The 19,033-nt window shown below is 68.1% G+C and carries 20 protein-coding genes, 1 tRNA gene and 1 other RNA gene; 13 read left to right on the top strand and 9 right to left on the bottom strand.

Features of this window, described 5'->3' with window-relative positions:
• The first annotated feature begins 2 nt into the window (after window positions 1–2).
• On the top strand, window positions 3–569 hold the full coding sequence (locus ACOAMO_RS06715; protein ID WP_420176812.1) for a DUF5655 domain-containing protein: 567 nt from the start codon (window positions 3–5) through the stop codon (window positions 567–569).
• A 23-nt stretch (window positions 570–592) separates the two neighbouring features.
• Here the strand turns inward: ACOAMO_RS06715 and ACOAMO_RS06710 are convergent, their stop codons facing one another.
• On the bottom strand, window positions 593–1,174 hold the full coding sequence (locus ACOAMO_RS06710; protein WP_420176811.1) for a TetR/AcrR family transcriptional regulator: 582 nt from the start codon (window positions 1,172–1,174) through the stop codon (window positions 593–595).
• Between the two features lie 85 nt (window positions 1,175–1,259).
• Here ACOAMO_RS06710 and ACOAMO_RS06705 point away from each other — a divergent pair, with 85 nt between their 5' ends.
• The 3 genes from ACOAMO_RS06705 to ACOAMO_RS06695 are packed head-to-tail and all read left to right on the top strand — an operon-like array spanning window position 1,260 to window position 4,171.
• Window positions 1,260–2,180 (top strand): ABC transporter ATP-binding protein, encoded by a 921-nt coding sequence (locus ACOAMO_RS06705; protein WP_420176810.1) that lies wholly within the window; start codon window positions 1,260–1,262, stop codon window positions 2,178–2,180.
• Window positions 2,177–3,748 (top strand): ABC transporter permease, encoded by a 1,572-nt coding sequence (locus ACOAMO_RS06700; protein ID WP_420176809.1) that lies wholly within the window; start codon window positions 2,177–2,179, stop codon window positions 3,746–3,748. The genes ACOAMO_RS06705 and ACOAMO_RS06700 overlap by 4 nt, the downstream gene beginning before the upstream one ends.
• Before the next feature lie 51 nt (window positions 3,749–3,799).
• Window positions 3,800–4,171: an RNA-binding S4 domain-containing protein gene (locus ACOAMO_RS06695; protein ID WP_420176808.1), complete on the top strand. Its 372-nt coding sequence runs from the start codon at window positions 3,800–3,802 to the stop codon at window positions 4,169–4,171.
• Window positions 4,172–4,234: 63 nt separating this feature from the next.
• Here ACOAMO_RS06695 and ffs read toward each other — a convergent pair.
• Window positions 4,235–4,331, bottom strand: an RNA gene (gene ffs / locus ACOAMO_RS06690) — signal recognition particle sRNA small type.
• Window positions 4,332–4,513: 182 nt separating this feature from the next.
• On the opposite strand from ffs, the gene ACOAMO_RS06685 reads away from it, so the two are divergent.
• Window positions 4,514–5,944, top strand: coding sequence for an amino acid permease (locus ACOAMO_RS06685; protein WP_420176807.1), 1,431 nt, complete (start codon window positions 4,514–4,516; stop codon window positions 5,942–5,944).
• 55 nt (window positions 5,945–5,999) lie between these two features.
• A tRNA-Ser gene (locus ACOAMO_RS06680) sits at window positions 6,000–6,087 on the top strand.
• 82 nt (window positions 6,088–6,169) lie between these two features.
• Here ACOAMO_RS06680 and ACOAMO_RS06675 read toward each other — a convergent pair.
• Window positions 6,170–7,924: a SulP family inorganic anion transporter gene (locus ACOAMO_RS06675; protein ID WP_420176806.1), complete on the bottom strand. Its 1,755-nt coding sequence runs from the start codon at window positions 7,922–7,924 to the stop codon at window positions 6,170–6,172.
• Window positions 7,925–8,122: 198 nt separating this feature from the next.
• The gene (locus tag ACOAMO_RS06670; protein ID WP_420176805.1) at window positions 8,123–8,653 is read right to left on the bottom strand and encodes a putative immunity protein; all 531 of its coding nucleotides are present in this window, start codon (window positions 8,651–8,653) and stop codon (window positions 8,123–8,125) included.
• Between the two features lie 74 nt (window positions 8,654–8,727).
• On the opposite strand from ACOAMO_RS06670, the gene ACOAMO_RS06665 reads away from it, so the two are divergent.
• Window positions 8,728–9,192, top strand: coding sequence for a DUF3995 domain-containing protein (locus ACOAMO_RS06665; protein ID WP_420176804.1), 465 nt, complete (start codon window positions 8,728–8,730; stop codon window positions 9,190–9,192).
• A 7-nt stretch (window positions 9,193–9,199) separates the two neighbouring features.
• On the opposite strand, the gene ACOAMO_RS06660 is transcribed toward ACOAMO_RS06665, so the two are convergent.
• Window positions 9,200–9,454: a hypothetical protein gene (locus tag ACOAMO_RS06660; RefSeq protein ID WP_420176803.1), complete on the bottom strand. Its 255-nt coding sequence runs from the start codon at window positions 9,452–9,454 to the stop codon at window positions 9,200–9,202.
• Entirely contained in the window at window positions 9,451–9,855 is a 405-nt protein-coding gene (locus ACOAMO_RS06655) for a hypothetical protein (protein ID WP_420176802.1), read from the bottom strand. Before ACOAMO_RS06655 ends, ACOAMO_RS06660 begins: the two co-directional genes overlap by 4 nt.
• Window positions 9,856–9,925: 70 nt before the next feature.
• Here ACOAMO_RS06655 and ACOAMO_RS06650 point away from each other — a divergent pair, with 70 nt between their 5' ends.
• From ACOAMO_RS06650 to ACOAMO_RS06625, 6 genes are all read left to right on the top strand, one after another.
• Entirely contained in the window at window positions 9,926–10,753 is an 828-nt protein-coding gene (locus tag ACOAMO_RS06650; RefSeq protein WP_420176801.1) for a MerR family transcriptional regulator, read from the top strand.
• Window positions 10,754–10,982: 229 nt separating this feature from the next.
• Window positions 10,983–11,564 carry a hypothetical protein gene (locus ACOAMO_RS06645; protein ID WP_420176800.1) on the top strand — a complete coding sequence of 194 codons (582 nt, stop codon included), beginning with the start codon at window positions 10,983–10,985 and terminating at the stop codon, window positions 11,562–11,564.
• A 58-nt stretch (window positions 11,565–11,622) separates the two neighbouring features.
• Complete coding sequence (locus ACOAMO_RS06640) at window positions 11,623–12,180, top strand: hypothetical protein (protein WP_420176799.1); 558 nt, start codon at window positions 11,623–11,625, stop codon at window positions 12,178–12,180.
• Window positions 12,181–12,192: 12 nt separating this feature from the next.
• On the top strand, window positions 12,193–12,780 hold the full coding sequence (locus ACOAMO_RS06635; protein ID WP_420176798.1) for a hypothetical protein: 588 nt from the start codon (window positions 12,193–12,195) through the stop codon (window positions 12,778–12,780).
• Window positions 12,781–12,959: 179 nt separating this feature from the next.
• The gene (locus ACOAMO_RS06630; protein WP_420176797.1) at window positions 12,960–15,197 is read left to right on the top strand and encodes a sensor histidine kinase; all 2,238 of its coding nucleotides are present in this window, start codon (window positions 12,960–12,962) and stop codon (window positions 15,195–15,197) included.
• A 42-nt stretch (window positions 15,198–15,239) separates the two neighbouring features.
• Window positions 15,240–15,740 (top strand): DedA family protein, encoded by a 501-nt coding sequence (locus ACOAMO_RS06625; protein ID WP_420176796.1) that lies wholly within the window; start codon window positions 15,240–15,242, stop codon window positions 15,738–15,740.
• A gap of 9 nt (window positions 15,741–15,749) precedes the next feature.
• On the opposite strand, the gene ACOAMO_RS06620 is transcribed toward ACOAMO_RS06625, so the two are convergent.
• The 3 genes from ACOAMO_RS06620 to ACOAMO_RS06610 are packed head-to-tail and all read right to left on the bottom strand — an operon-like array spanning window position 15,750 to window position 18,826.
• Window positions 15,750–16,787: a glutathione synthetase gene (locus tag ACOAMO_RS06620; RefSeq protein WP_420176795.1), complete on the bottom strand. Its 1,038-nt coding sequence runs from the start codon at window positions 16,785–16,787 to the stop codon at window positions 15,750–15,752.
• A 57-nt stretch (window positions 16,788–16,844) separates the two neighbouring features.
• Window positions 16,845–18,020: a flavohemoglobin expression-modulating QEGLA motif protein gene (locus ACOAMO_RS06615; protein ID WP_420176794.1), complete on the bottom strand. Its 1,176-nt coding sequence runs from the start codon at window positions 18,018–18,020 to the stop codon at window positions 16,845–16,847.
• A gap of 11 nt (window positions 18,021–18,031) precedes the next feature.
• Window positions 18,032–18,826, bottom strand: a complete 795-nt coding sequence (locus ACOAMO_RS06610) for an N-formylglutamate amidohydrolase (RefSeq protein ID WP_420176793.1) — start codon at window positions 18,824–18,826, stop codon at window positions 18,032–18,034.
• Window positions 18,827–19,033 lie beyond the last annotated feature (207 nt).

The raw sequence follows: 19,033 nt of genomic DNA, 5'->3' as shown, positions 1-19,033 counted from the left end.
GCATGGCAAGCCCAGACGACATGGCCCGCGCGGTCAGCGAATCCATGGCCCAGCGCACCGGGCGCACCCTGGAGGAATGGGTTGCGGTGGTGGAGGCCAGTGGGTTGGATCCGTTGGACCAGCTGTCCGTGCGGCGCTGGCTCAAGCAGGAGCACGGCATTGCCCAGAACAGCCAGTGGGCCATCGCCTTCGAGGTGGCCGGGCGCCACGGATGGGTGATGCCCACGGCCGACGAGTTCGCAGACCAGATGTATGCCGGCAAGAAGCAGCCGCTGCGTCCGCTCCATGACCAGGTGGTGGCGCTGGCAGCCTCCGTCGGCCCCGAGGCCACCGTCGAGGGACGCGCCACCTACACCCCGATCGTGCACCGGCGGCAGTTTGCCGCCGTGGGGCCCGGCCCGCGCAACACCGTGCGCGTCGGGCTGCGTTTCCGTGATGCCCCCGACGACGAGCGCATCGTACCCGCCAAGGGATTTGCCCAGGCCACGCACTGGACCCACCTGGTCGTCGGCGACGACCCGGGCTGGCTGGAAGGATTGTTGCGGCAGGCCTACGAGCAGAACGCCTGACGGGGCCAGCCGGGCACCACCGGTCAGGCAGCCTGGAGAAGCCGCGCGAGGGCATCCAGCCCCTCCCGCACGTACTCCTCGGCGGGACGCACCGCACCGTCCTCGTGCCAGCTGCGGATGGCCGCGATGAAGCCATTGATGGTTGCAGCGGCCACGAAACGCGCCTCGGCACGACTGCCATGGCCGGTCTCCTCCAGCAGGGCTGCCACCCGCTCGGTGACCTCCGTCAAGTAGATCCCAGCCGCGGCCTGGACGCCCCGGTGCCCCAGCCACAGCTGCATGCGCAGCATCGTCTCCTCCCGGTCATCGCCGAAGTGCCCCTGACCGATGGCGCCGAGCGCCTCACCCACTGCCGGCAGGAAGGCCACCCCTTCGCGCAAGCGCGCCTCCATCACCTCGAGGATCACGTCGTCGTACTCGTCGTGGAGGACCAAGCCCTCCTTGGTGCCGAAGTAGCGGTAGACCGTCGACGGTGAGACCTCGGAGGCCTCCGCCACCTGCTCCACGGTGACCCGATCAAAACCGTGCTCACGAAACAACGCCACGGCCTGGTGCTGGATCTGCCGCATCGCGGCCGCCTTCTTGCGCTCCCTCAGCCCTGCCACACCCGCTCCTCTGGTCTGCTCACATGCTTCCTGACAGTATCCCGCAAGAACTGACAGTGACTCCCAAATAACCTACGCTTGCACCATGAGACAGCGCATCTCAATTGAAAGCGACTATCCAATTCGCGCCGACGGTGTCACCAAGTCCTTCGGTGCCGTCCGGGCCCTCGACGGCCTGGACCTCACGGTGCAGCGCGGCGAGGTCCACGGCTTCCTGGGGCCCAATGGCGCGGGGAAGTCCACCACCATCCGCGCGGTGCTCGGCCAGATCAGCACCGACGGCGGCCGCCTCACGCTGTTCGGGCAGGACCCGTGGCGGCAGGCACCCGAACTGCACGCCCACCTGGCCTACGTCCCGGGCGACACTGCGTTGTGGCCCAGCCTGTCCGGCGGAGAATGCATCGACCTGATGGGAAGACTGCAGGGCAGTCAAGACCCGCAGCGCCGCGCCGAACTGGTGGAGCGCTTCGAGCTGGATCCCCGCCGCAAGGCCGCCACCTACTCCAAGGGGAATCGACAGAAGGTGGCGCTGGTGGCGGCGCTGTCCACCCGAGCCCCATTGCTGCTGTTGGACGAACCCACCTCTGGGCTCGACCCGGTGATGGAGGAACGCTTCATCCAGACCATCAGGGAGATCGCCGACGAGGGGCGCACGGTGCTGCTCAGCAGCCACATCATGGCCGAGGTGGAAAGACTGTGTGACCGGATCACCATCATCCGGGCCGGCCGCACCGTCGTGACCGATTCCTTGGACCGGCTGCGCTCACAGGCCCGGGTGCGCGTCGAGGCGGGCTTCGAGCAAGCCCCACCCCATGACCTGGAGCTACCCGGGGCGCAGGATCGTGAGCTGAGCCGCGACGGGCTGCACCTGGCCATGAGCGTCGAGCCCGGCTGCGTGACCCAGGTGGTGCGTCGCCTCACCGAGCTAACCCCCGCCACCCTCACCGTAACCCCCGCCAGCCTGGACGAGCTGTTCTGGCAGCACTACGGCAGGAGCGAGCGATGACCACCGGACTCGGCCGCGTCATGGCCTTGCAGTGGCGCACCCACCGCGGACTCCTGCTGCTGACCCCGGCGCTGCTGGCCGTCGTCGTCACCGCCACCGCCGCCGGAATCGCGGAGCTGTACCCCACCGCGGAACAGCGCCTGACCTACCAGCAGACGATGGGCTCCTCCCCCGCGGCTGCGACCTTCAACGGACGGGGCCACGATCTGGAGACCCTCGGCGGAATCGTCGCCTATGAGGTGGGTTTCATGGGGCAGTTGGCGCTGCCCGTGATCGGCCTGCTGCTGCCGATCCGACTGACGCGGCACCTGGAGGACACCGGAATCATGGAACTGGTCACCGCGGGGCGGATCTCCCGCGCCACCGTGCCGCTGGCCGCCAGTGTGACCGTCACCCTCGCGTGGCTGATGTTCGCCGCCCTCACGACCGCAGGGCTGGTGACAGTCGGCCTTCCCACCGCGGGAAGCATCCGCTACTCCGCAATCCTGACCGCCTGTGGAATGTCGGCCTCCGCGGTGGGACTGGTGCTGGCACAGCTGGCCTCCACCGCCCGCACCGCCCTCACAAGCGGAATCGCCCTAACGCTGGCCACCTTCACCATGCGCGCGGTCGTCGACGGGCGGCAGTTGGACCAGGTCTGGCTCTCACCGCTGGGATGGATTGCGGAGTCACGCCCCTGGGGCGAGTGGGTCTGGTGGCCCCTGGCCGCCTTTGGCGCGTCGGCCCTGTTGGCCACGACGATCGGGGTCGGCCTGGCCCTGCGTCGCGATCTGGGTTCCGGTGTCTTGCCGGTGAAGCTGGGCCGCCCCACCGCCTCGCCATGGTTGCGGGGGCCGCTTGGCTTGGCATGGCGGCTGGGCCGCGGCGGCATCCTCGCCTGGGGCTTGGGCGCCGTGGTGTGGGCTGCGGCGATCGGTGCCATGCAGCAGGAATTCGTCGACGTGATGCGCGCGAACCCGAGCCTGGCCGAGGCCTTCGGTGAGCAGGCATCGTCGCTGGGCACGATCATGGCGCTGCTGTTGACCAACACGATGGCCTCGGCAGCAGGGCTGACAGTGGTGATGCGCTTGGGTCAGGAGGAGGAATCCGGCCGCTATGGCCTCCTGCTGTCCGCGACGCAGGGACGTGTGCGTTGGTGGGCGGCCTTCACCGGGTTGGCCCTGGTGAGCACCCTGGTCATCACTCTGGCCTCGGCTGCCGTGCTCGGACTGGTGCAGTGGAGCGTGCTGGACCAGCGCGACGCCTTCGAGCGGGCCCTTCGCGCCGGGGCGTGGAATCTCGTGCCCTGCCTGGCGTTGGTGGGGATCGGTGCGGTCTTCGTCGGCCTCGCGCCGCGGTTGCGCTGGCTCGCCTGGTTGCCGCTGGGATGGGCGCTGGTGGTGGGAATCCTGGGCGAACCCTTGCGTCTGCCGCAGTGGGCCAAGGACCTGTCGCTGCTGCAACTCATTGGCCAAGTGCCACTGGAAGCGGGTGATCGTGTCGCCACCGCGGCCATCGCCGTGACCACGGCGTGCGCCCTGGGCGTTGCCATCCTGCTGCATCGGCGTCGAGACCTGCTGCGCGGCTGACGCCAAGGGATTGCTCGGCCGCGGCGGCTGGCAGCGCTAGGGTCTGTGGGCATGACCCGACTCGACGTGTGGCTGTGGTCGGTGCGGCTGTTCAAGACCCGCTCCGCCGCCAACAAGGCCGTCAGCGGTGGGCATGTCCGCCTCAATGGCAGCCCGGTGAAGCCGGCGCATTCGGTGGTGCCCGGTGATGTGGTGACGGTCAAGGAACCCGGCTGGGAGCGCAAGTATGAGGTGACCCAGACCATCGCCAAGCGTGTCGGGGCCCCGGTGGCGCGGACCTGCTACATCGACCAGTCGCCGCCCAAGCCGGAATACCTGCTGGCGGGGCCGGTGGCGCGACGCGACCGGGGTGCCGGGCGTCCCACCAAGAAGGATCGGCGCGAGATTGAGCGACTCATCGGCCGCGAACCGGGGCGTCGCTGACCCCTGGCTCCGAGGGCAGGCGCGCGACGGCACGCGCCTCGAGACACACACGCGCTTGGAGACACAAAGGGGCCCCCGCGCACCCGGAAGAGCTCACTTACCCTTGCTGCCTTTCGACCCTGGGGGAGTTGGGCGAGGTACCGCCGCGCGGGGACCTTGCGGAGTAGCTTACCGCCCGTCTGCCTCCGAGCACGAATCCGGCTCTCCCGACGCCGCGTCGTCCACATTTCCGGATGCCTTCCGGGCAGCTGCCGGCAGGAGTAGCGTGCCTGCGTCACCCACGCATGTGCTTGACGAGCGGCTGGCCATGGCCACCGTGATTCCCAGGGGCAGAAGGAAGTCATGACCCAGACCACCGAGCACAGCGAGGGCCTGCAGCGCAGCCTGAGCAATCGACACATCCAACTGATCGTCATCGGCGGTGCCATCGGCACGGGCCTGTTCATGGGCTCCGGCAAGACGGTCCACGTCGCGGGGCCGTCGCTGCTGCTGGTGTACACCATCATCGGCGTGATGCTCTTCTTCGTCATGCGCGCGATGGGCGAATTGCTGCTGCACAACCTGGACTACAAGAGCTTCCAGGACTTCAGCACCGACATGCTCGGGCCCTGGGCCGGCTTCTTCTCCGGCTGGACCTACTGGATGTGCTGGGTGGTGACCGGCATGGCCGACGTGGTGGCGATCAGCGGCTACTGGGACTACTGGGTGCACGACATGCCGCTGTCGGTGGCGCTGGCCGCGGCGGTCATGTTGGCGCTGCTGGGGCTCAACCTGCTCACCGTGCGGCTCTTCGGTGAGCTGGAGTTCTGGTTCGCCCTGATCAAGGTGATCGCGATCGTGGTGCTGATCCTGGCCGCCGGCTTCATGCTCGTCACTCGCTTCACCTCGCCCGGTGGGCAGGTGGCGCAACTGTCGAACCTGTGGAGCCACGGCGGCTTCTTCCCCACCGGCCTCAAGGGCTTCCTGGCGGCCTTCCAGATTGCGGTCTTCGCCTTCGTCGGCATCGAGCTGGTGGGCACCACCTCTGCGGAGACCAAGGACCCGGTCAAGACCTTGCCCAAGGCGATCAACTCGATCCCGGTGCGAGTGGTCGTCTTCTACGTGCTCGCCCTGGCCGCGATCATGTGCGTCACGCCCTGGGACGAGGTGGACCCCACCATGTCACCATTCGTGAACCTGTTCGGCCTGGTGGGTCTGGCCGCGGCCGCATCGGTGATGAACTTCGTCGTGCTGACCTCGGCGTCCAGCTCCTGCAATTCGGGCATCTACTCCACCTCACGGATGCTCTACGGGCTGGCCCAGCGCGGCATGTCACCCAAGCGCTTCGGCAAGCTCTCCGGCAACGGGGTTCCGGTGGCAGGGTTGGTGGTCTCGGTGACGCTGATCCTCACCGCGATCCTGCTGATGCTCAACGACTCGATCATGGGCGCCTTCACCATCGTCACGACGATCTCCGCGGTGCTGTTCATCTTCGTGTGGACCTTGATCCTGCTCAGCTACATGACCTACCTGAAGCGCTACCCCGAGGCGCACGCCAACAGCGTCTTCAAGATGCCAGGGGCCCGCTTCATGCCGCAGGTGGTGCTGGTCTTCTTCGTGTTCATCCTGGCGGTGCTCACCCAGGAGAAGGACACCCTGCAGGCCCTGCTGGTCACCCCGGTGTGGTTCATGGTCCTGGGCGTGGCGTGGTTCTTCGGACGCAAGCACGTCGCGCCCGACGCCGACGAGGTCACCCCAGGCACCCTGTACGCCGAGATCATCCACGACAGCTAGCCACAACAGACCGCCGATTGGCGGCGAGGTGAACCCAACGTGTACGCTCTCCCACGGAGGATTCGCCTAGAGGCCTATGGCGCTCGCTTGGAAAGCGGGTTGGGTTCACGCCCTCACGGGTTCAAATCCCGTATCCTCCGCCATCCCTGACAAGGGGAAAACGCCCTCGGCGAGCTTCTGGCTCCCGAGGGCGTTTCGCGTCCACAGCGTCGTGACAAGAGTCAACTAGCCGCGCCCACGCATCCTGTTGACCCGTGCAGCAAGCTGACTTCCGAACTTTCCAGACGCGGAAGTCGAGACGGTGGCATCAGGCGCCCCAGAGGCCTCGGCGAGCGCCTGTCGCCGGAGCTCTTCCTCGAGCTCACGCTCGTCTTCGGCAACGATCTGCTCGGCCGCAACCAGAGCCTCGTCCATCGAGTCGAAGAATCGATCAGGCGCGTCCATCGCCTGCGGAAGTCCGAGCACGTTGGTCAGTGCCTCGTGCTGCTCGCGCAGGCCGACGAGCAGGACGTGGTTGTCGGCCTGCCGCAGGGCGGTGACGATTTCGGAGAGAACCTTCGCACCCGTGGCATCCATGATGCCCACGCGTGACAGGCGCAGGATCACAACACGAACGGCATCGAGGCGGGTGATTTCGTGGCTGATGCGGTCGGCAACCCCGAAGAACATCGCGCCGTCGATCCGCAGAATGCGAATGCGGGGATCCTCCACGGGACCTTCGCGATGAATGCCGGACAGGCGGGCGAAGTGGCGCATCATGACGATGACTGCGATGACCACACCCAGCAGAATCGCCCAGATGAGGTCGAAGACCACCGTGACGATCGCAGCCAGGATGAAGATCAGGGCATCCGCGCGCGTCGAGCGCAGAATCTGACTCATCGCCTCCCAGGGAATCATGCGGCCAGCGGTGACGAAGAGGACCCCGGCGAGGGCGGCCATCGGGATGACCGAAACGACGTCGGATGCCGCGTAGACGATGAGCATGAGCAGCAGCGCGTGCACGATCGGAGAAAGGCGGGAGCGTCCGCCGGCACGGATGTTGACGGCCGTGCGCACGATGGCGCCCGTCGCGGGCATGCCGCCGAACATTCCGGAAGCGGCGTTGGCGATGCCTTGACCGAAGAGTTCACGGTCGGGGTGGTAGGTACCTCCGCGGACCATGCCGGCTGCCACTCGCGCCGAGAGGAGGGACTCGATACCGGCGAGAAGTGCGATGGAAATGGCGCCAGGCACGAGTGCCATGAGCAGGTCGGTGCTGAAGGCGGGCAGAGTCGGAGCGGGGAGCGAGTCCGGGATCTCGCCGATGTTTGCAATCTGGAATTTCGCGGCCATGACGCCGAGAGTGGCGATGACGATGGCGGCAAGAGTGCCGGGGAACTGGGGTGAAATCTTGTCGAAGACGACGATGAGAAGTGCGGTGCCAAGGGCGACTCCCAGTGGGATGAGGGCACTCGGGTAGTCAGCCTGGACGATCGCGTCAATGCCGGCGGCAAGGGTGTTGGCTCCCACCTCAGCTTCCACACCGAGAGCGTTCGGAATCTGCTGCAGGATCAGGATCAAACCGATGCCGGCAGTGAAGCCCTCGATGACGGGCCAAGGAATGAGCGAGACTGCCCGACCAACTCCGGCAAGAGCACCGGCGACCAGGATGAGGCCCGCGAGAATCGACAACAGCGGGATGACGGCGAGGCCGTGCTGGGCAACGAGAGGCGCGAGGATCACGACCATCGCCCCGGTGGGGCCGGAAACCTGGAATCGGGAGCCGCCGAAGATTGCGGCGGCAATTCCGGCGACGATCGCGGTGATCAGACCTGCGGTTGCGCCGATGCCGGAAGCAACACCGAAGGCCAGGGCGAGGGGCAGAGCCACGATGCCGGTGGTGATGCCGGCCAGAATGTCGCCCTTCCAGTGCTGGCGCACCTCTGTGACATCGTCACGATTCGGTAGAAGCGATGCGAAATGTGTGGTGAGCGACAATGAGGTTCTTTCTCGGAAGATGGCCACCCAGCTCGGCACTGGCGTCTACCCTCTCCGGAAGGGACCGGGGGGCGCCGTCTGCCACGAGCCAGCGAACACCCCAAATAGACCACATTCCCCGTCGCGACGCAGGGCGGGCATGATGGCACCAGCCAGACGAGCCCAGGCCGCCCGTCGAGCCAAGCGCTCGCGGGAGTGTCACTCCCCCGCGACTGCCCCCTGGAGGCATCGCACCGCTTCGCCGAGGAAGCCGCGGCTCAGCAGGCCCGACCCCAGCGGCCCCGGCTCGTCACAGCCAACTTCGGGCAGTTGCGCCAGCGCCCGACGCTGGTCGGAGCTCAGGTGGGAGATCTGCCAGGCTATCTCGTCATCAACGGCATCCACACCGCGGCTCAGCGACACCGCTTTCGCGGCGTAAGCGGCGGCTCCCAACGCATGGGCGCCCATGTGCGCCACCGCTGCCGCTTGGGCGACGGACCGAGCGGCAGCTGCACCGGCCGGGGAATCGGCCTTGCCCGCTGCCTTCACCGCCCGCATCCGCAGCTTGATCTCGGCCGCGGCGGTGCTCTCACCATTTCCGAAGGCTCGGGCGCGCTCCACGGCGTCGGTGATGGTGTCGAGGCACTCCGCGTCACCGTCGACGAGCGACACGACGCGCGAAGCGCAATCGGCCGCCCACAAGGCCAGCAGCCGCCGGTCCGCTTCGCTCAAGGTCTGGCTGTTGACCACTTCTGCTCCTTCATCGGGGCCATCCGGGTGGTTCCCCTGATGCGCTCGGCCAGCCCCACAAGAAGACTGGAGCGGTGCAGACGACACCCCGCCGCATCCACCCGCTCCTGATCATCGCCGCCCTCGCGGGGCTTGTCCACGCCGGATTGAGCCTCTACTGGGCACTCGGCGGGAACTGGCTACTCAGCACCATCGGCACCGAACTGGTCCAGGCCTTCGAGGGCCGACGCTGGCTCCTGATCCCCGTCGCCCTGGTCAAGGCGGGCTTCGCACTCTTCCCCGTCGCCCTGACCACATTCGGCCTGCTCAACCGCCGGTGGGCACGGACGGTCTGTTGGTTGGGCGCCGTCATCCTGATCGCGTGGGGCGGGGTGAACACCGTCGTCTGCAACCTGGTGCTGGCCGGCCTGGTGGGCGGCCCGGGCTACGACCGGATGGCGATGATCGGCCACGCCTGGCTGTGGGATCCGCTGTTCGTGATCTGGGGTGCCAGCCTCGTCGCCGGGTTGATGCTGGGCAGGAGGACGTCGCGCCGCTGACGCCCGATCAGCGATTCCAGAGCGTCTCGGCCAGCTCCCGATACTGGCTCGCGCCGCCCACGTTGACGGGTGAGAAGGAGCTCACCATCACGTGGTGGATCAGCTCCTGCACCTCGCCGACGCAAGTGGCTTCGGGCAGCCGTCGCCCAATCTCCACCGCCTCCGGCGCATACTCGTCAGCCGGCGCCGACGGACCGGCTCCCGCAGGGTCCAGGGCCCTGAGTCCGTTTTCGAGTGCACTCGTCAGGTCATCCGGACTCATCGGGCCATCACCTCCACCATCAGGTCACGGAAGCGTTGCGTGTCGCAGTAGTCACGAAATGCCCTCATCTGGGAGCGTGCGAAAACCCCACCATCCAACTCCACCAGCACGTCGGCGGGCCCCAGGGCGGCGTAACGAGCCACCTCCCCCGCGCGGTCCAGCGGCATGATGTCCAGCAGGTCTCCGTAGCGTTCCCCCAGGGCGTTCACCACGGCCAGATCGTCACGCGGCGCCCCCGGACGGAACTGGTAGGCGACATCCACGTCATGGGCAGTTTCCGGATCGAGCCGTGCACTGCCAAAGAGCGTGAGGAGTTCGACGCCATGTTCGTCGCACAGCTGGGCCAACACGCCCGACGCCTTGTCAGCGCGCAACTGCTCCACCACCTCCGCAACGCTCATGCGCCCACTGTAGGCGAAGCCCTGAGCCAGCCCTTGACCCTGCCACCGTGTCAGGGCCCACAGTGGAGCCATGGTCGAGACCACGAAGCTCATGACGATCGGGGAGTTCAGTTCGCTGACCCGCCTGTCCGTACGGATGCTGCGCCACTACGACACCCACGGTGTCCTGGTGCCCGCGGACGTCGACGCGTGGACGGGATACCGCCGCTACTCCCCGGAGCAGCTGCGGGATGCCGCGGACATCCGCAACCTGCGCGACGTCGGCTTCGGCGTCTCCGCCATCTCAGCCCTCCTCGCCGCCCGCGGGACGTCGGCCTGGGCCAGTGCGTTGGAACTGCAGCGCCAGACCCTCGTCGCCGAACAGCGCGCCGCCCAGACCCGGCTGGCCCTGATCACCACACTTCTCAGCCAAGGAGAGCCCAGCATGTCCATCACCGTCGAACGCACCACCGTGCCCGCCCAGACCCTCGTCGCCCTGCACGGCGTCGTACCCACCTACTCCGACGAGGGCCAGCTGTGGCAGCAGTTCTTCCCGCTGCTGCAGGCCCAGGGCATCACCCCGATCGGCCCGTGCGGGGTCATCGAGCACTGCGAAGAGTACACCGAACACGACGTCGAGCTGTCGGTCTTCTTCCCCGTCGCGCCGGGCACCACGACCACCGCCCCCTTGCAGGTCCTCGAGCTGCCGGAACGCGACTGCCTGGTCGCGCACGTCGCCGGGCCCTATGACCAGATCACCACCGCCCACGACCGGATCAACAGCCGGCTGGTCGCCGACGGCCTCGCCCTGCGCAGCGACGGGACGCTGGCAGCCAAGCCGTTCAACCACTACCTGGTGACACCGGACCAGGCGGCCCCGGAAGACCTCGTCACCGACGTCTTCCAGCCGATCTGCTGAAGATGGATCGTCCGGATCGAGCGAAGACCGGCCCAGGACACGTTCGAAAAGCGCCGGGGTGCGCAATCGCGCGATCCGGACGAACTGCCTTCCCCTTAACGTGGGTGGCATGGTCACGCCGTACCATCTGATCGCCGTCCAGACCTCGACGACCGTCGACCTGGCCTCCAACAGGCGGCGGACCGCGCTCAACCTCGTCCTGCCGTCCGTCGCCTGAACCAGGAGCCCCATGAGCCAACTGCACAAGCACCTGGACGCAATCCACCGCCATGAGGAGGTGGACATCCCCGGCAGCACCTGGCGTGAAGGCGCCCAGCTGCTCCCGATGATCGCCATGGTGGTCTTTCTCGTCGCGGCCATGGTGATGGGCAAGCCCGGACCTTGGAAGCTCCTCCTGTTGGGGCTCGCCACCCTGCTGCCGCTGGCGGGCGTCGTCTACTGCTCCTGGCTGCTGCTCACCCTCCGCCCGGCCATCCGGATCACGCGGCACGGCCTCTCAACCCGCAATGACCGGGTGATCGGCTGGGAGATGCTGGCCGGCGCCACCCACGGCGAGGAAGCCTCAGGCTACGAGGGCACCACCCGAAAGCGCGTCCTCGCACTCCCCACCCCGGAGGGCCGCGCCTGGGCGCGCGCCCAGGGACTTTCCCTCATCCAGGTGGCCAAGCCCGAACGGGCCCTGGGCTTCCCCATTCCCGAGGCTCGGGGATGCAGCCGTCAAGAGACGGCCGAGCTGCTCACCGTCGCCATCCGGCTGCACCGCCAGCACCTTGGGCTACCACCCGACGTCGCCCCCTGGAGCCTGCGATGAACCGGATGCGCAAGCAAGTCGATCCCATCAAGTCGATCCCATCGAGCACAGGAGTCACATGGGCAAGCCCGACGAGCTGATCCGCCTGGTCCAGCAGCAGCCCACCGCCCAGCTGCCGGGCAAGACCTCCCAGCTGTTGTGGAAGGCGGGGGCCGCGACGGTCCTCGCCCTGCTGCTGTTGGCGACCGCAGCCTCTGCCCAGTCCACGGCCACGCGTCTGCTGGCGCTGGTCTTTGGGGCGGGGATGGCAGTCGCGGCGGTGTCCAACCTGGTCAACCTCGGACGTGCCCCGCGGTTGTACCGGATCAGCCCCCAAGGCCTGTCGTGGAGCGGATCGCCACCGATGCCCTGGCCCCTGATCGCCGGCGCCTTCCGCACCGAGCAGCCCAACGTCAATGGCCCCAACGAGGAACTGGCCATCCTCTCCCTGACCGATGAGGGCCAGGCGTGGCTGCGCCAGCACGGCACCCTGCGCGGCCGCACCACCTACCGCAGTGACCTGCGCGGCATCCCCATGCCCCTGATCAAGGGCTGCACCACCGAACAGACCGCCAAGGTGCTCTCCGCCGCCATCCGAGCCCACCGCAGCCACCTCGGGCTGCCACCAGTCGTCTGATCGCGAGCTGTCATGAGTCGTCTTCAAAAGCACCTCAACGCTGTCCACGGTTCCCCCTGTGTCGACCTGCCGGGCAGTGGGTGGCGGGTGCTCGGTGAACTGCTGCTGCAGGCCATCCTGTTCAGCCTGGCGCTGGGCATGTTCCTCGAGGTGGAGAGCAGTTGGCAACGGCTGGGACTGGGCTTCGTCACACTCCTGACCCTGGTCGGGGTGGCGTGGGCCGCGCACCGCCTGGTGCACATCCGCCGCACGATCCGGATCAGGCCCGAAGGTCTGGCCGAACGGAACGGCCGGGTGCTGCCCTGGCAGTACCTCAGTGGCGCGCACTCCGGCAAGGACGACCGCGGCGGAGACGACCACCGTCGTCGGATCGTGGTGACCTTCACACCGGAGGGTTACGACTGGGCCGAGCAGGAGGGGATCGTGCTGACCTGCATCACCCGCCCCTATCTGGCCGAGGGCGTGGCTCTCCCCGTCGTCGCGGGGTGCAGCCGCGAGGAGACCGCCGATCTGCTCACCGTCGCGATCCGGCTGCACCGGCAGCGGCTGGGACTGACCACCGACACCCCGGGGACACGCCGCCTGCTCGGGCACCGCTGATCCCCCCATTGCCCTCGACTCTCCGGCAGGCTTGGATGAAAGATCGGGGCGCCCATCCGTGGCGCCCCGAACCTGTGGTGGGAGGAATCATGGATGGTGTCGCGGCTGGGCGAGAGGCCCCGCCCACGACGCCGACCGAGCGTACGACACGGGCATCTGCGCCACGCACTCCGGGGGCAATGGAGGCCGCCGTCCTGCGCGGTTTGCGGCTGACCGCGCTGGGGGCATGGACCCTGCTGCTGCCCGGGGCGCTGCTCACCGTCATCCGGCAGGAGATCAACCATCCCAGTGGGGTGATCGTCGGGTTGTCGCTGGTGCTGTTGCACTGGTTCGCGGTGCTCGTCGTGCTGCTGCGGGGGTGGCTCACCCGCGACGTGCTGGTGGCCACCGCCATTCCACTGTTCACCGGCATCGCGCTGATCATCCCGGTACGCCAGACCATCTACCCCGAGAACTTCTGGGCTCCCGGTTACTGGTCCCTGCCGTGGGCCACGATGGCCATCATCATCCTGCCGCGGCGCCACTACCTCAGACTGCTCATCGGCATTTTCGCCACCCTGCCGGTGATCGACGTGGTGGTCCAGTACCTGGTGGGGGCCCCGGTCGACCGGTTCTCGTTGCAACCAGTGCCGGGCATCGTGGTGCCCATCGCCATCCTGCTGCTGTTCTGCGACGGTCTGCTCGACCTGGCCCGACGCAGTGACGCGGCCACGTCCACCAGGCAGGCCGCCGAACAGGAGCACGACACCATCACCGCGCAGACGGAGGGCAAGCGTGAAGCGGCCCGGCTGCTGCACGACCATGTCCTGCACGCCCTGCACGCGCTGAGCCGCGACGGCAACCTGCCGCCCCAGATGGCAGCAGAGGAATGCCGATCCGCCGTGGAGGCGCTCAGCGTCCACCTGCACCACGACGACGACCAGGCCGTCGACCTGGCAGAGATGGTGCGCGCCGATCCGGCACTGGCCGCGGCCGGGGCCACCCTGCTAGGAGAGGCCCCCAAGCTGCCCCACCACGTGGCCCGCGCCCTCGCCGACGCCACCCACGAGGCCCTCGGCAATGTCACCTCGCATGCCCACGCCAGCGACTGCACCGTCGAACTCAACCACGACTCGCAGCAGTGGACCTGCACGATCCTCGACAACGGTCGCGGTTTCGACCCCGACCAGATCCCACGCGGCCGGTTGGGCGTGCGTCGCTCGATCGGCGATCGGCTGCGCGAGGTGGGAGGCCGTGCCACCATCACCTCCCGCCCGGGGCGCGGCACCACGGTGGAGCTGGTCTGGCCCGCTCCCGAGGAGCCGGCACGGCTGGACTCCGGGGACGCGCAGGCCCGTGCCCGCCAGGTCCTCACCCGCATGGCATGGCCCAACCTGGCGCAGGTGCCGATCCTGACCATCATGCTGCTTCCCCTGGCCAATCCCCGCTGGCCCGCCCTGCTGGCGACCATCGCGGTGCTGGTCACGGGTGTGCTGAGCATCCGTCGCCTGCACCGACGCCCCCTGACCGAACGTGATGCGGGGGTCCTGCTCTTCGTCGCCATCGGCTCCTGGGCGGTGCAGTTGCTGTGCGCCCCCGACGACACCGACACCGTGCACTACCTGTGGCTGGCCTGGGGTTGCACCTCCCTGTTGCAGCTGGTGGTGCTGCAGGTGCGTCTACGCACTGCCGTGGCGGCGATGGCAGGCTGGTTCGCCGCCATGGTGCTGCTGCTGGTGGCCCGCTTCGGCTGGCAGCTTCCGTGGGAGAACCTGCATCCGGTCATCTCGGTGGGTCTGGGCGAGGCCACCGTCGGGCTGATCGCCTACCACTCCGCGCAGCGCATCGCCGAGCGCGACGCCACGCAGCGCCACATCGAACTGACGATGCGCCGCGAGTCCAACCGCCTCAGCGCACGCCACCACCTGGACCAGTACTGGTCGCGCCGGGTCACGGGTGACGCCCTCCCCCTGCTGCGCGACGTGGCCGAGGGGCGTCGTCACTCCAGCGAGCCGGAATTGCGTCGCCAAGCCGAACTGATCGAGGCGACCCTTCGCGACGAACTGGTGCTGGGCCCCAACGCCCACCACCTGCTGACCGCGCTGGCCGCACGCCGCGAGGAGGGCTGGCTGCTGGTCTCGACGCTCAACCAGGGCAATGACCGCACACAGGTGGAGGCGGCCGCCCTGATGCTCGACCACATCGGCCCGCCCCGTCACCTGATGCAGCGCATGACGGTCAGCGCCGCCCCCGACCAGATCTCGGTGGTGGTTCTCTCTCCCAGCCGCAAGCAGTACGAACGATGGCAGTCGAGTTTCAGCCAGGTGGAGACCGACGAGGAGTTCGCCCGCATCGTGCTGCCGCTGGGCCGCGGGTTCGGGCCCCGGCGTGCGGCACCGGAACCGCCGCAGGAGGGCCCCGCCCAGCTGCAGCTGTGAACCCGGCCCGGCGCCCACCGTCGCGGCGCGTAGGGTGGAGTGGTGCCCCTGCAAAGTGCCTGGTGGAATCCGCTCAGCTGGAATGCGCCCTTCGCCGTCGTGGCCGGCGCCCTATTCGTGATCGTCTTCTTCCGCGCCTCCGCCACCTACCTGGTGGGGAGGCTGCTGCGTCGGGGCAGTGAGACCCGCAACGCCACCCTGGCCAACCGGCCGGGCTTCGTCGCCGCCGAGGACAAGCTCAACCGGTGGGGAGCTCCCGCCATCACGCTGAGCTTCCTGACCGTCGGGGTGCAGACCATGGTGAACCTGGTGGCCGGCTTCACCCGGATGCCGCTGCGTCGCTACCTTCCCGCGCTGGTGCTGGGCTGCATCATCTGGGCAACGGTCTATGCCAGCGCCGGCTTCATCGGGGTGGGGGCCTTCGTCACACTGTGGCGGGTGCACCCCGCGCTGGCCATCGTGCTGGTGCTGCTGGCCGTGGCCGGCATCGTGGCGTTCGTGCGCGGCCAGCGGCGACGCCCGGCCACGCCGGACGCCGCCTGAAACCCTGGATCACATGGCAGCCAGGGTCTTGTTGGGCAGGCCCTGCGGGTAGTGCGCCTGCATGCGCACCTTGCGCTCCAGGGCCTCGATCACCTTGGGCGTGAAGTCCACGTCGTAGATGTTCTGCGAGCTGCCCAGCCCACCCGGGGTGAACACGTTGATCTCCATCAGCTTGTCGCCGACGATGTCCAGCCCCACCAGGAACATCCCGTCGCTGACCAGCTTGGGCCGGATGATGTCGACCATGGTGAGCATCTCGTCGGTGATCTCCGCCTCGCGGATGTGGCCGCCGGCCGAGACATTGGAACGCAGGTCCGAGGACTCGTTGACGCGTCGGAAGGCCGCGTACTTGCCGTCCACCTTGAGCGGCTTGCCGTCCATCACGAACAGGCGGGTGTCGCCGTCGGCGGCCGCCGGCAGGTATTCCTGCGCCACGACGTAACCGTCACGGGCGATGGCCTCGATGATCTGGTTCAGGTTGGGCGACTCCTCCTTGGTCACCAGGAAGACGCCCGCCCCGCCGGAGCCCTGCAGCGGCTTGAGCACCGCCTGACCGCCCAGGTCCTTCACGAACTCGGCGATCTGGCCCTCGTCGCGGCTGATCAGCGTCTTGGGCCGCACGATCTCGGGGAAGTGCTGGAAGTAGGCCTTGCTCATGGCGGTGGCCAGGGTGGCCGGATCGTTGACCACCAGCACCCCGGTGGAGGCGATCAACTGGCCGAAGGCGACGCCGGCCGTGCTGGCCCACGGACGCTCCGGATCGGCGGCCGGGTCCGAGCGCAGCATGATGACGTCGAAGTCCCCCAAGGCCGTCTGCTGGCCCTCGTCCTTCTTCAGGTCCTCCAGGTAACGCTTGTGGGAACGGTAGGACTTGTCGGAGCTGGAATGCACCAGGGCGCCCAGCGAGCCGTCGGGCAGGTAGTTGAAGTCACCCAGGCCGATCAGACCCACCTCGTGCCCCAACTGTGAGGCGGTCAGGGCCAGCCGGGTGGTGGTGTAGCCCGCCTGCTCCGAGGCAATGTCGTTGACGACGAATCCGATCTTCATGCTTTCTCCTGTGTGGTTCTAGGGGTCAGTGGTCTTGGGATGGGTGGGCCGCGTGGGTCACGGCGAGTCCGCCACCAGCGCGGCCAGCGGAGACTGGGCGGCGCGCTCCAGGCGGTCGATGGCCGACGTGTCGGCCAGGTAGTGCGGGGTGATGCGGGCCGGGGTCAGCAGGCCCGATTCGTCGAGCTTCTCCACCAGCGGCAGGTCTTCCAGGGCGAACTTGCCCAGGTAGAACAGGTCCAGATGGCCGCCCTGCTCGACGTGCACCAGCAGGTCGACCAGGCCACGCAGGTAGCAGGCGTCCTTCGGGAAACCACCGGAGCGGAAGACCCGCATGACGGTGGTGAAGGCACTGCCGCGCTTGAAGCCGCGGCTGACCAACTTCTGCCAGCATTCGGCGAAGCTGGCCCCGTTGATCATCGCGTCGACGGTCAGCACCCGTCCGGCCAGCTGCCGCAGGCGGGTGCGGGTCAGCTCCCCGCAGGCGATCTCGGCCAGCACCGCCAGACCCTCCTGGGTCTCGTCGTAGCCGGCCAGGCCGGCGCCCAGACAACGCACCGGCTGGTCGGCACCATTGACCTGGGTCACCAGATGGGTGCCGATCTCGTGCTGTAGCAGGGCATTCACCCGACGGCGCTGCACCGCCGAGTCGACGCCGATCAGCAAGGAGTCGCCGCTGACCAGCACGCCGTTGACGTCCTCGCGCAGCTCCGCGTGCATCACCACGTCGGGGTCCTGCTGCTTGTACCACTCGATCTCGGCCTGGGCCAGCTCGTGGAATTCGGCCGCGGTGACCGGATCGGAGGGCTCCGGTTCGGCGCTCACCTCGTCCAGGACGGCGCGGGCGATGTCGCGCAGTTCCGGGGTGACCGGGCCGAAGAGCTCGATCGCCAAGGGCAGGAAGTCGGGGGTGTTGCGGGCGCGCAGCAGTTCGGCCTGCAGGCGCAGCTCGCGGTGCTTGTGCTCCAACAGGGCCGCGACGGTGGGATCGGTCACCGAATCCAAGTCGATGCGGTCCAGGGTGGCCAGCACCACGTCCGGGTCGGTGGAGGGCTCGCGGTAGGTGAAGCGGGGTTCCCGGTGGTCACCGCCCACCCAGCGACGCCGCCACTCGGCGGCGTCGACGGGCGTCAGGTCCAGCAGGAACCGCAAGGTTTCCGACAGCTGTGCCAGCTCGTCGTCCACCCGGGCGTCGGCGGGGGCCAGCCGGGGGGCTTCGCTCTGCGCAGTCATCGCCACGCTCCTCAGCTGCGCCGACGCAGCACGTCGGTGATCGGCTCGATGGTGGAGGCGAGCGCCTGGGACAGCTCGGCGATCCGCTCGGCGTCGTGTTCGCCCGTCCACTCGTCCATGAAGATCTTCTTGAACTCCAGGGCCAGCGCACAGCCGCGTCCCGGGTAGCGATCATGCACCCACTGGGCCAGGTGGGCACCCTTGAAGCGGACGTTCTCACGCACGTCGAGGCTGCCCCAGCTGACCGGCGCCTGGGCCATGGTCTGGTTGAACACGTCGACCACGTCGCCCCACTGCTCCCGGTCGAGCGAGCCGGTGCCGACGTTCACGTCGGGGTTGTCCTCTTGCGGCGAGGCAGCGGCATCGGCCCCGTCGCGACGGTGGTTGTAGGAGTGGACGTCGAAGAGCACGAAGGGGCCGCGCTCGGCCAGCTCGTCCAGGCGCTCGGCCAGCGCTGCGTAGAACTGCTCGTGGACCTCCAGGGAGCGCTGCACCACGTCGTCGGGCAGCGACTCGCCGCGCCAGACCTCCAGCCCCCAGCAGTCGTCCGGGGTGCGGTAGACGGCCTTGTCGGGAGCGCGGTTGAGGTCCACCTCGAAGCGGGAGCGGTTCACGTTGACGCGGGCGGGCACCAGCTGGGCGATGAGGTGGGTGAAGGGGTCCTCCTCGCGCAGGCGAACCTGCTCGTCCAGCACCATCAGGTCGGCCACCTCTGGGCGCAACTCGTGACCGGTGTGGATCGCGGTGGCGACCACCGGCGACTCCCAGGTGCCGAGGAACTCGAAGGGTGCGACTGTCTTGTCCATGCCCTCCACGCTGCCATCGCCGAACGGCCTTGCGGGACCAATACAGCTGTGGGCGAACAGGCTGTGGGCGAACAGCTCCTGACCGGACTTCCCGCCCGCAGCTCCGCAGCTGAGGAGCAACTGTCATTGCCTCGGCGAGTGCCGCTCGACAAGGCGTGTCGCATCGTGCCGTGAGAAACTGCCACCGCCAGACCCGAGCAACCCCGG

The sequence above is a fragment of the Luteococcus struthionis genome, assembly GCF_048595755.1.
Taxonomy (GTDB): Bacteria; Actinomycetota; Actinomycetes; order Propionibacteriales; family Propionibacteriaceae; genus Luteococcus.
Note: the sequence above shows the minus strand (reverse complement) of the source record. Positions and strands in the feature narration are given on the sequence as shown.

Coding starts and splice junctions, on each gene's coding strand:
- ACOAMO_RS06635 (WP_420176798.1), top strand. CDS start 12,193: ATGAGTCGTCTTCAAAAGCACCTCAACGCTGTCCACGGTTCCCCCTGT.
- ACOAMO_RS06610 (WP_420176793.1), bottom strand. CDS start 18,826: ATGGACAAGACAGTCGCACCCTTCGAGTTCCTCGGCACCTGGGAGTCG.
- ACOAMO_RS06695 (WP_420176808.1), top strand. CDS start 3,800: ATGACCCGACTCGACGTGTGGCTGTGGTCGGTGCGGCTGTTCAAGACC.
- ACOAMO_RS06715 (WP_420176812.1), top strand. CDS start 3: ATGGCAAGCCCAGACGACATGGCCCGCGCGGTCAGCGAATCCATGGCC.
- ACOAMO_RS06620 (WP_420176795.1), bottom strand. CDS start 16,787: ATGAAGATCGGATTCGTCGTCAACGACATTGCCTCGGAGCAGGCGGGC.
- ACOAMO_RS06650 (WP_420176801.1), top strand. CDS start 9,926: ATGGTCGAGACCACGAAGCTCATGACGATCGGGGAGTTCAGTTCGCTG.
- ACOAMO_RS06705 (WP_420176810.1), top strand. CDS start 1,260: ATGAGACAGCGCATCTCAATTGAAAGCGACTATCCAATTCGCGCCGAC.
- ACOAMO_RS06700 (WP_420176809.1), top strand. CDS start 2,177: ATGACCACCGGACTCGGCCGCGTCATGGCCTTGCAGTGGCGCACCCAC.
- ACOAMO_RS06655 (WP_420176802.1), bottom strand. CDS start 9,855: ATGAGCGTTGCGGAGGTGGTGGAGCAGTTGCGCGCTGACAAGGCGTCG.
- ACOAMO_RS06615 (WP_420176794.1), bottom strand. CDS start 18,020: ATGACTGCGCAGAGCGAAGCCCCCCGGCTGGCCCCCGCCGACGCCCGG.
- ACOAMO_RS06645 (WP_420176800.1), top strand. CDS start 10,983: ATGAGCCAACTGCACAAGCACCTGGACGCAATCCACCGCCATGAGGAG.
- ACOAMO_RS06685 (WP_420176807.1), top strand. CDS start 4,514: ATGACCCAGACCACCGAGCACAGCGAGGGCCTGCAGCGCAGCCTGAGC.
- ACOAMO_RS06660 (WP_420176803.1), bottom strand. CDS start 9,454: ATGAGTCCGGATGACCTGACGAGTGCACTCGAAAACGGACTCAGGGCC.
- ACOAMO_RS06630 (WP_420176797.1), top strand. CDS start 12,960: ATGGAGGCCGCCGTCCTGCGCGGTTTGCGGCTGACCGCGCTGGGGGCA.
- ACOAMO_RS06640 (WP_420176799.1), top strand. CDS start 11,623: ATGGGCAAGCCCGACGAGCTGATCCGCCTGGTCCAGCAGCAGCCCACC.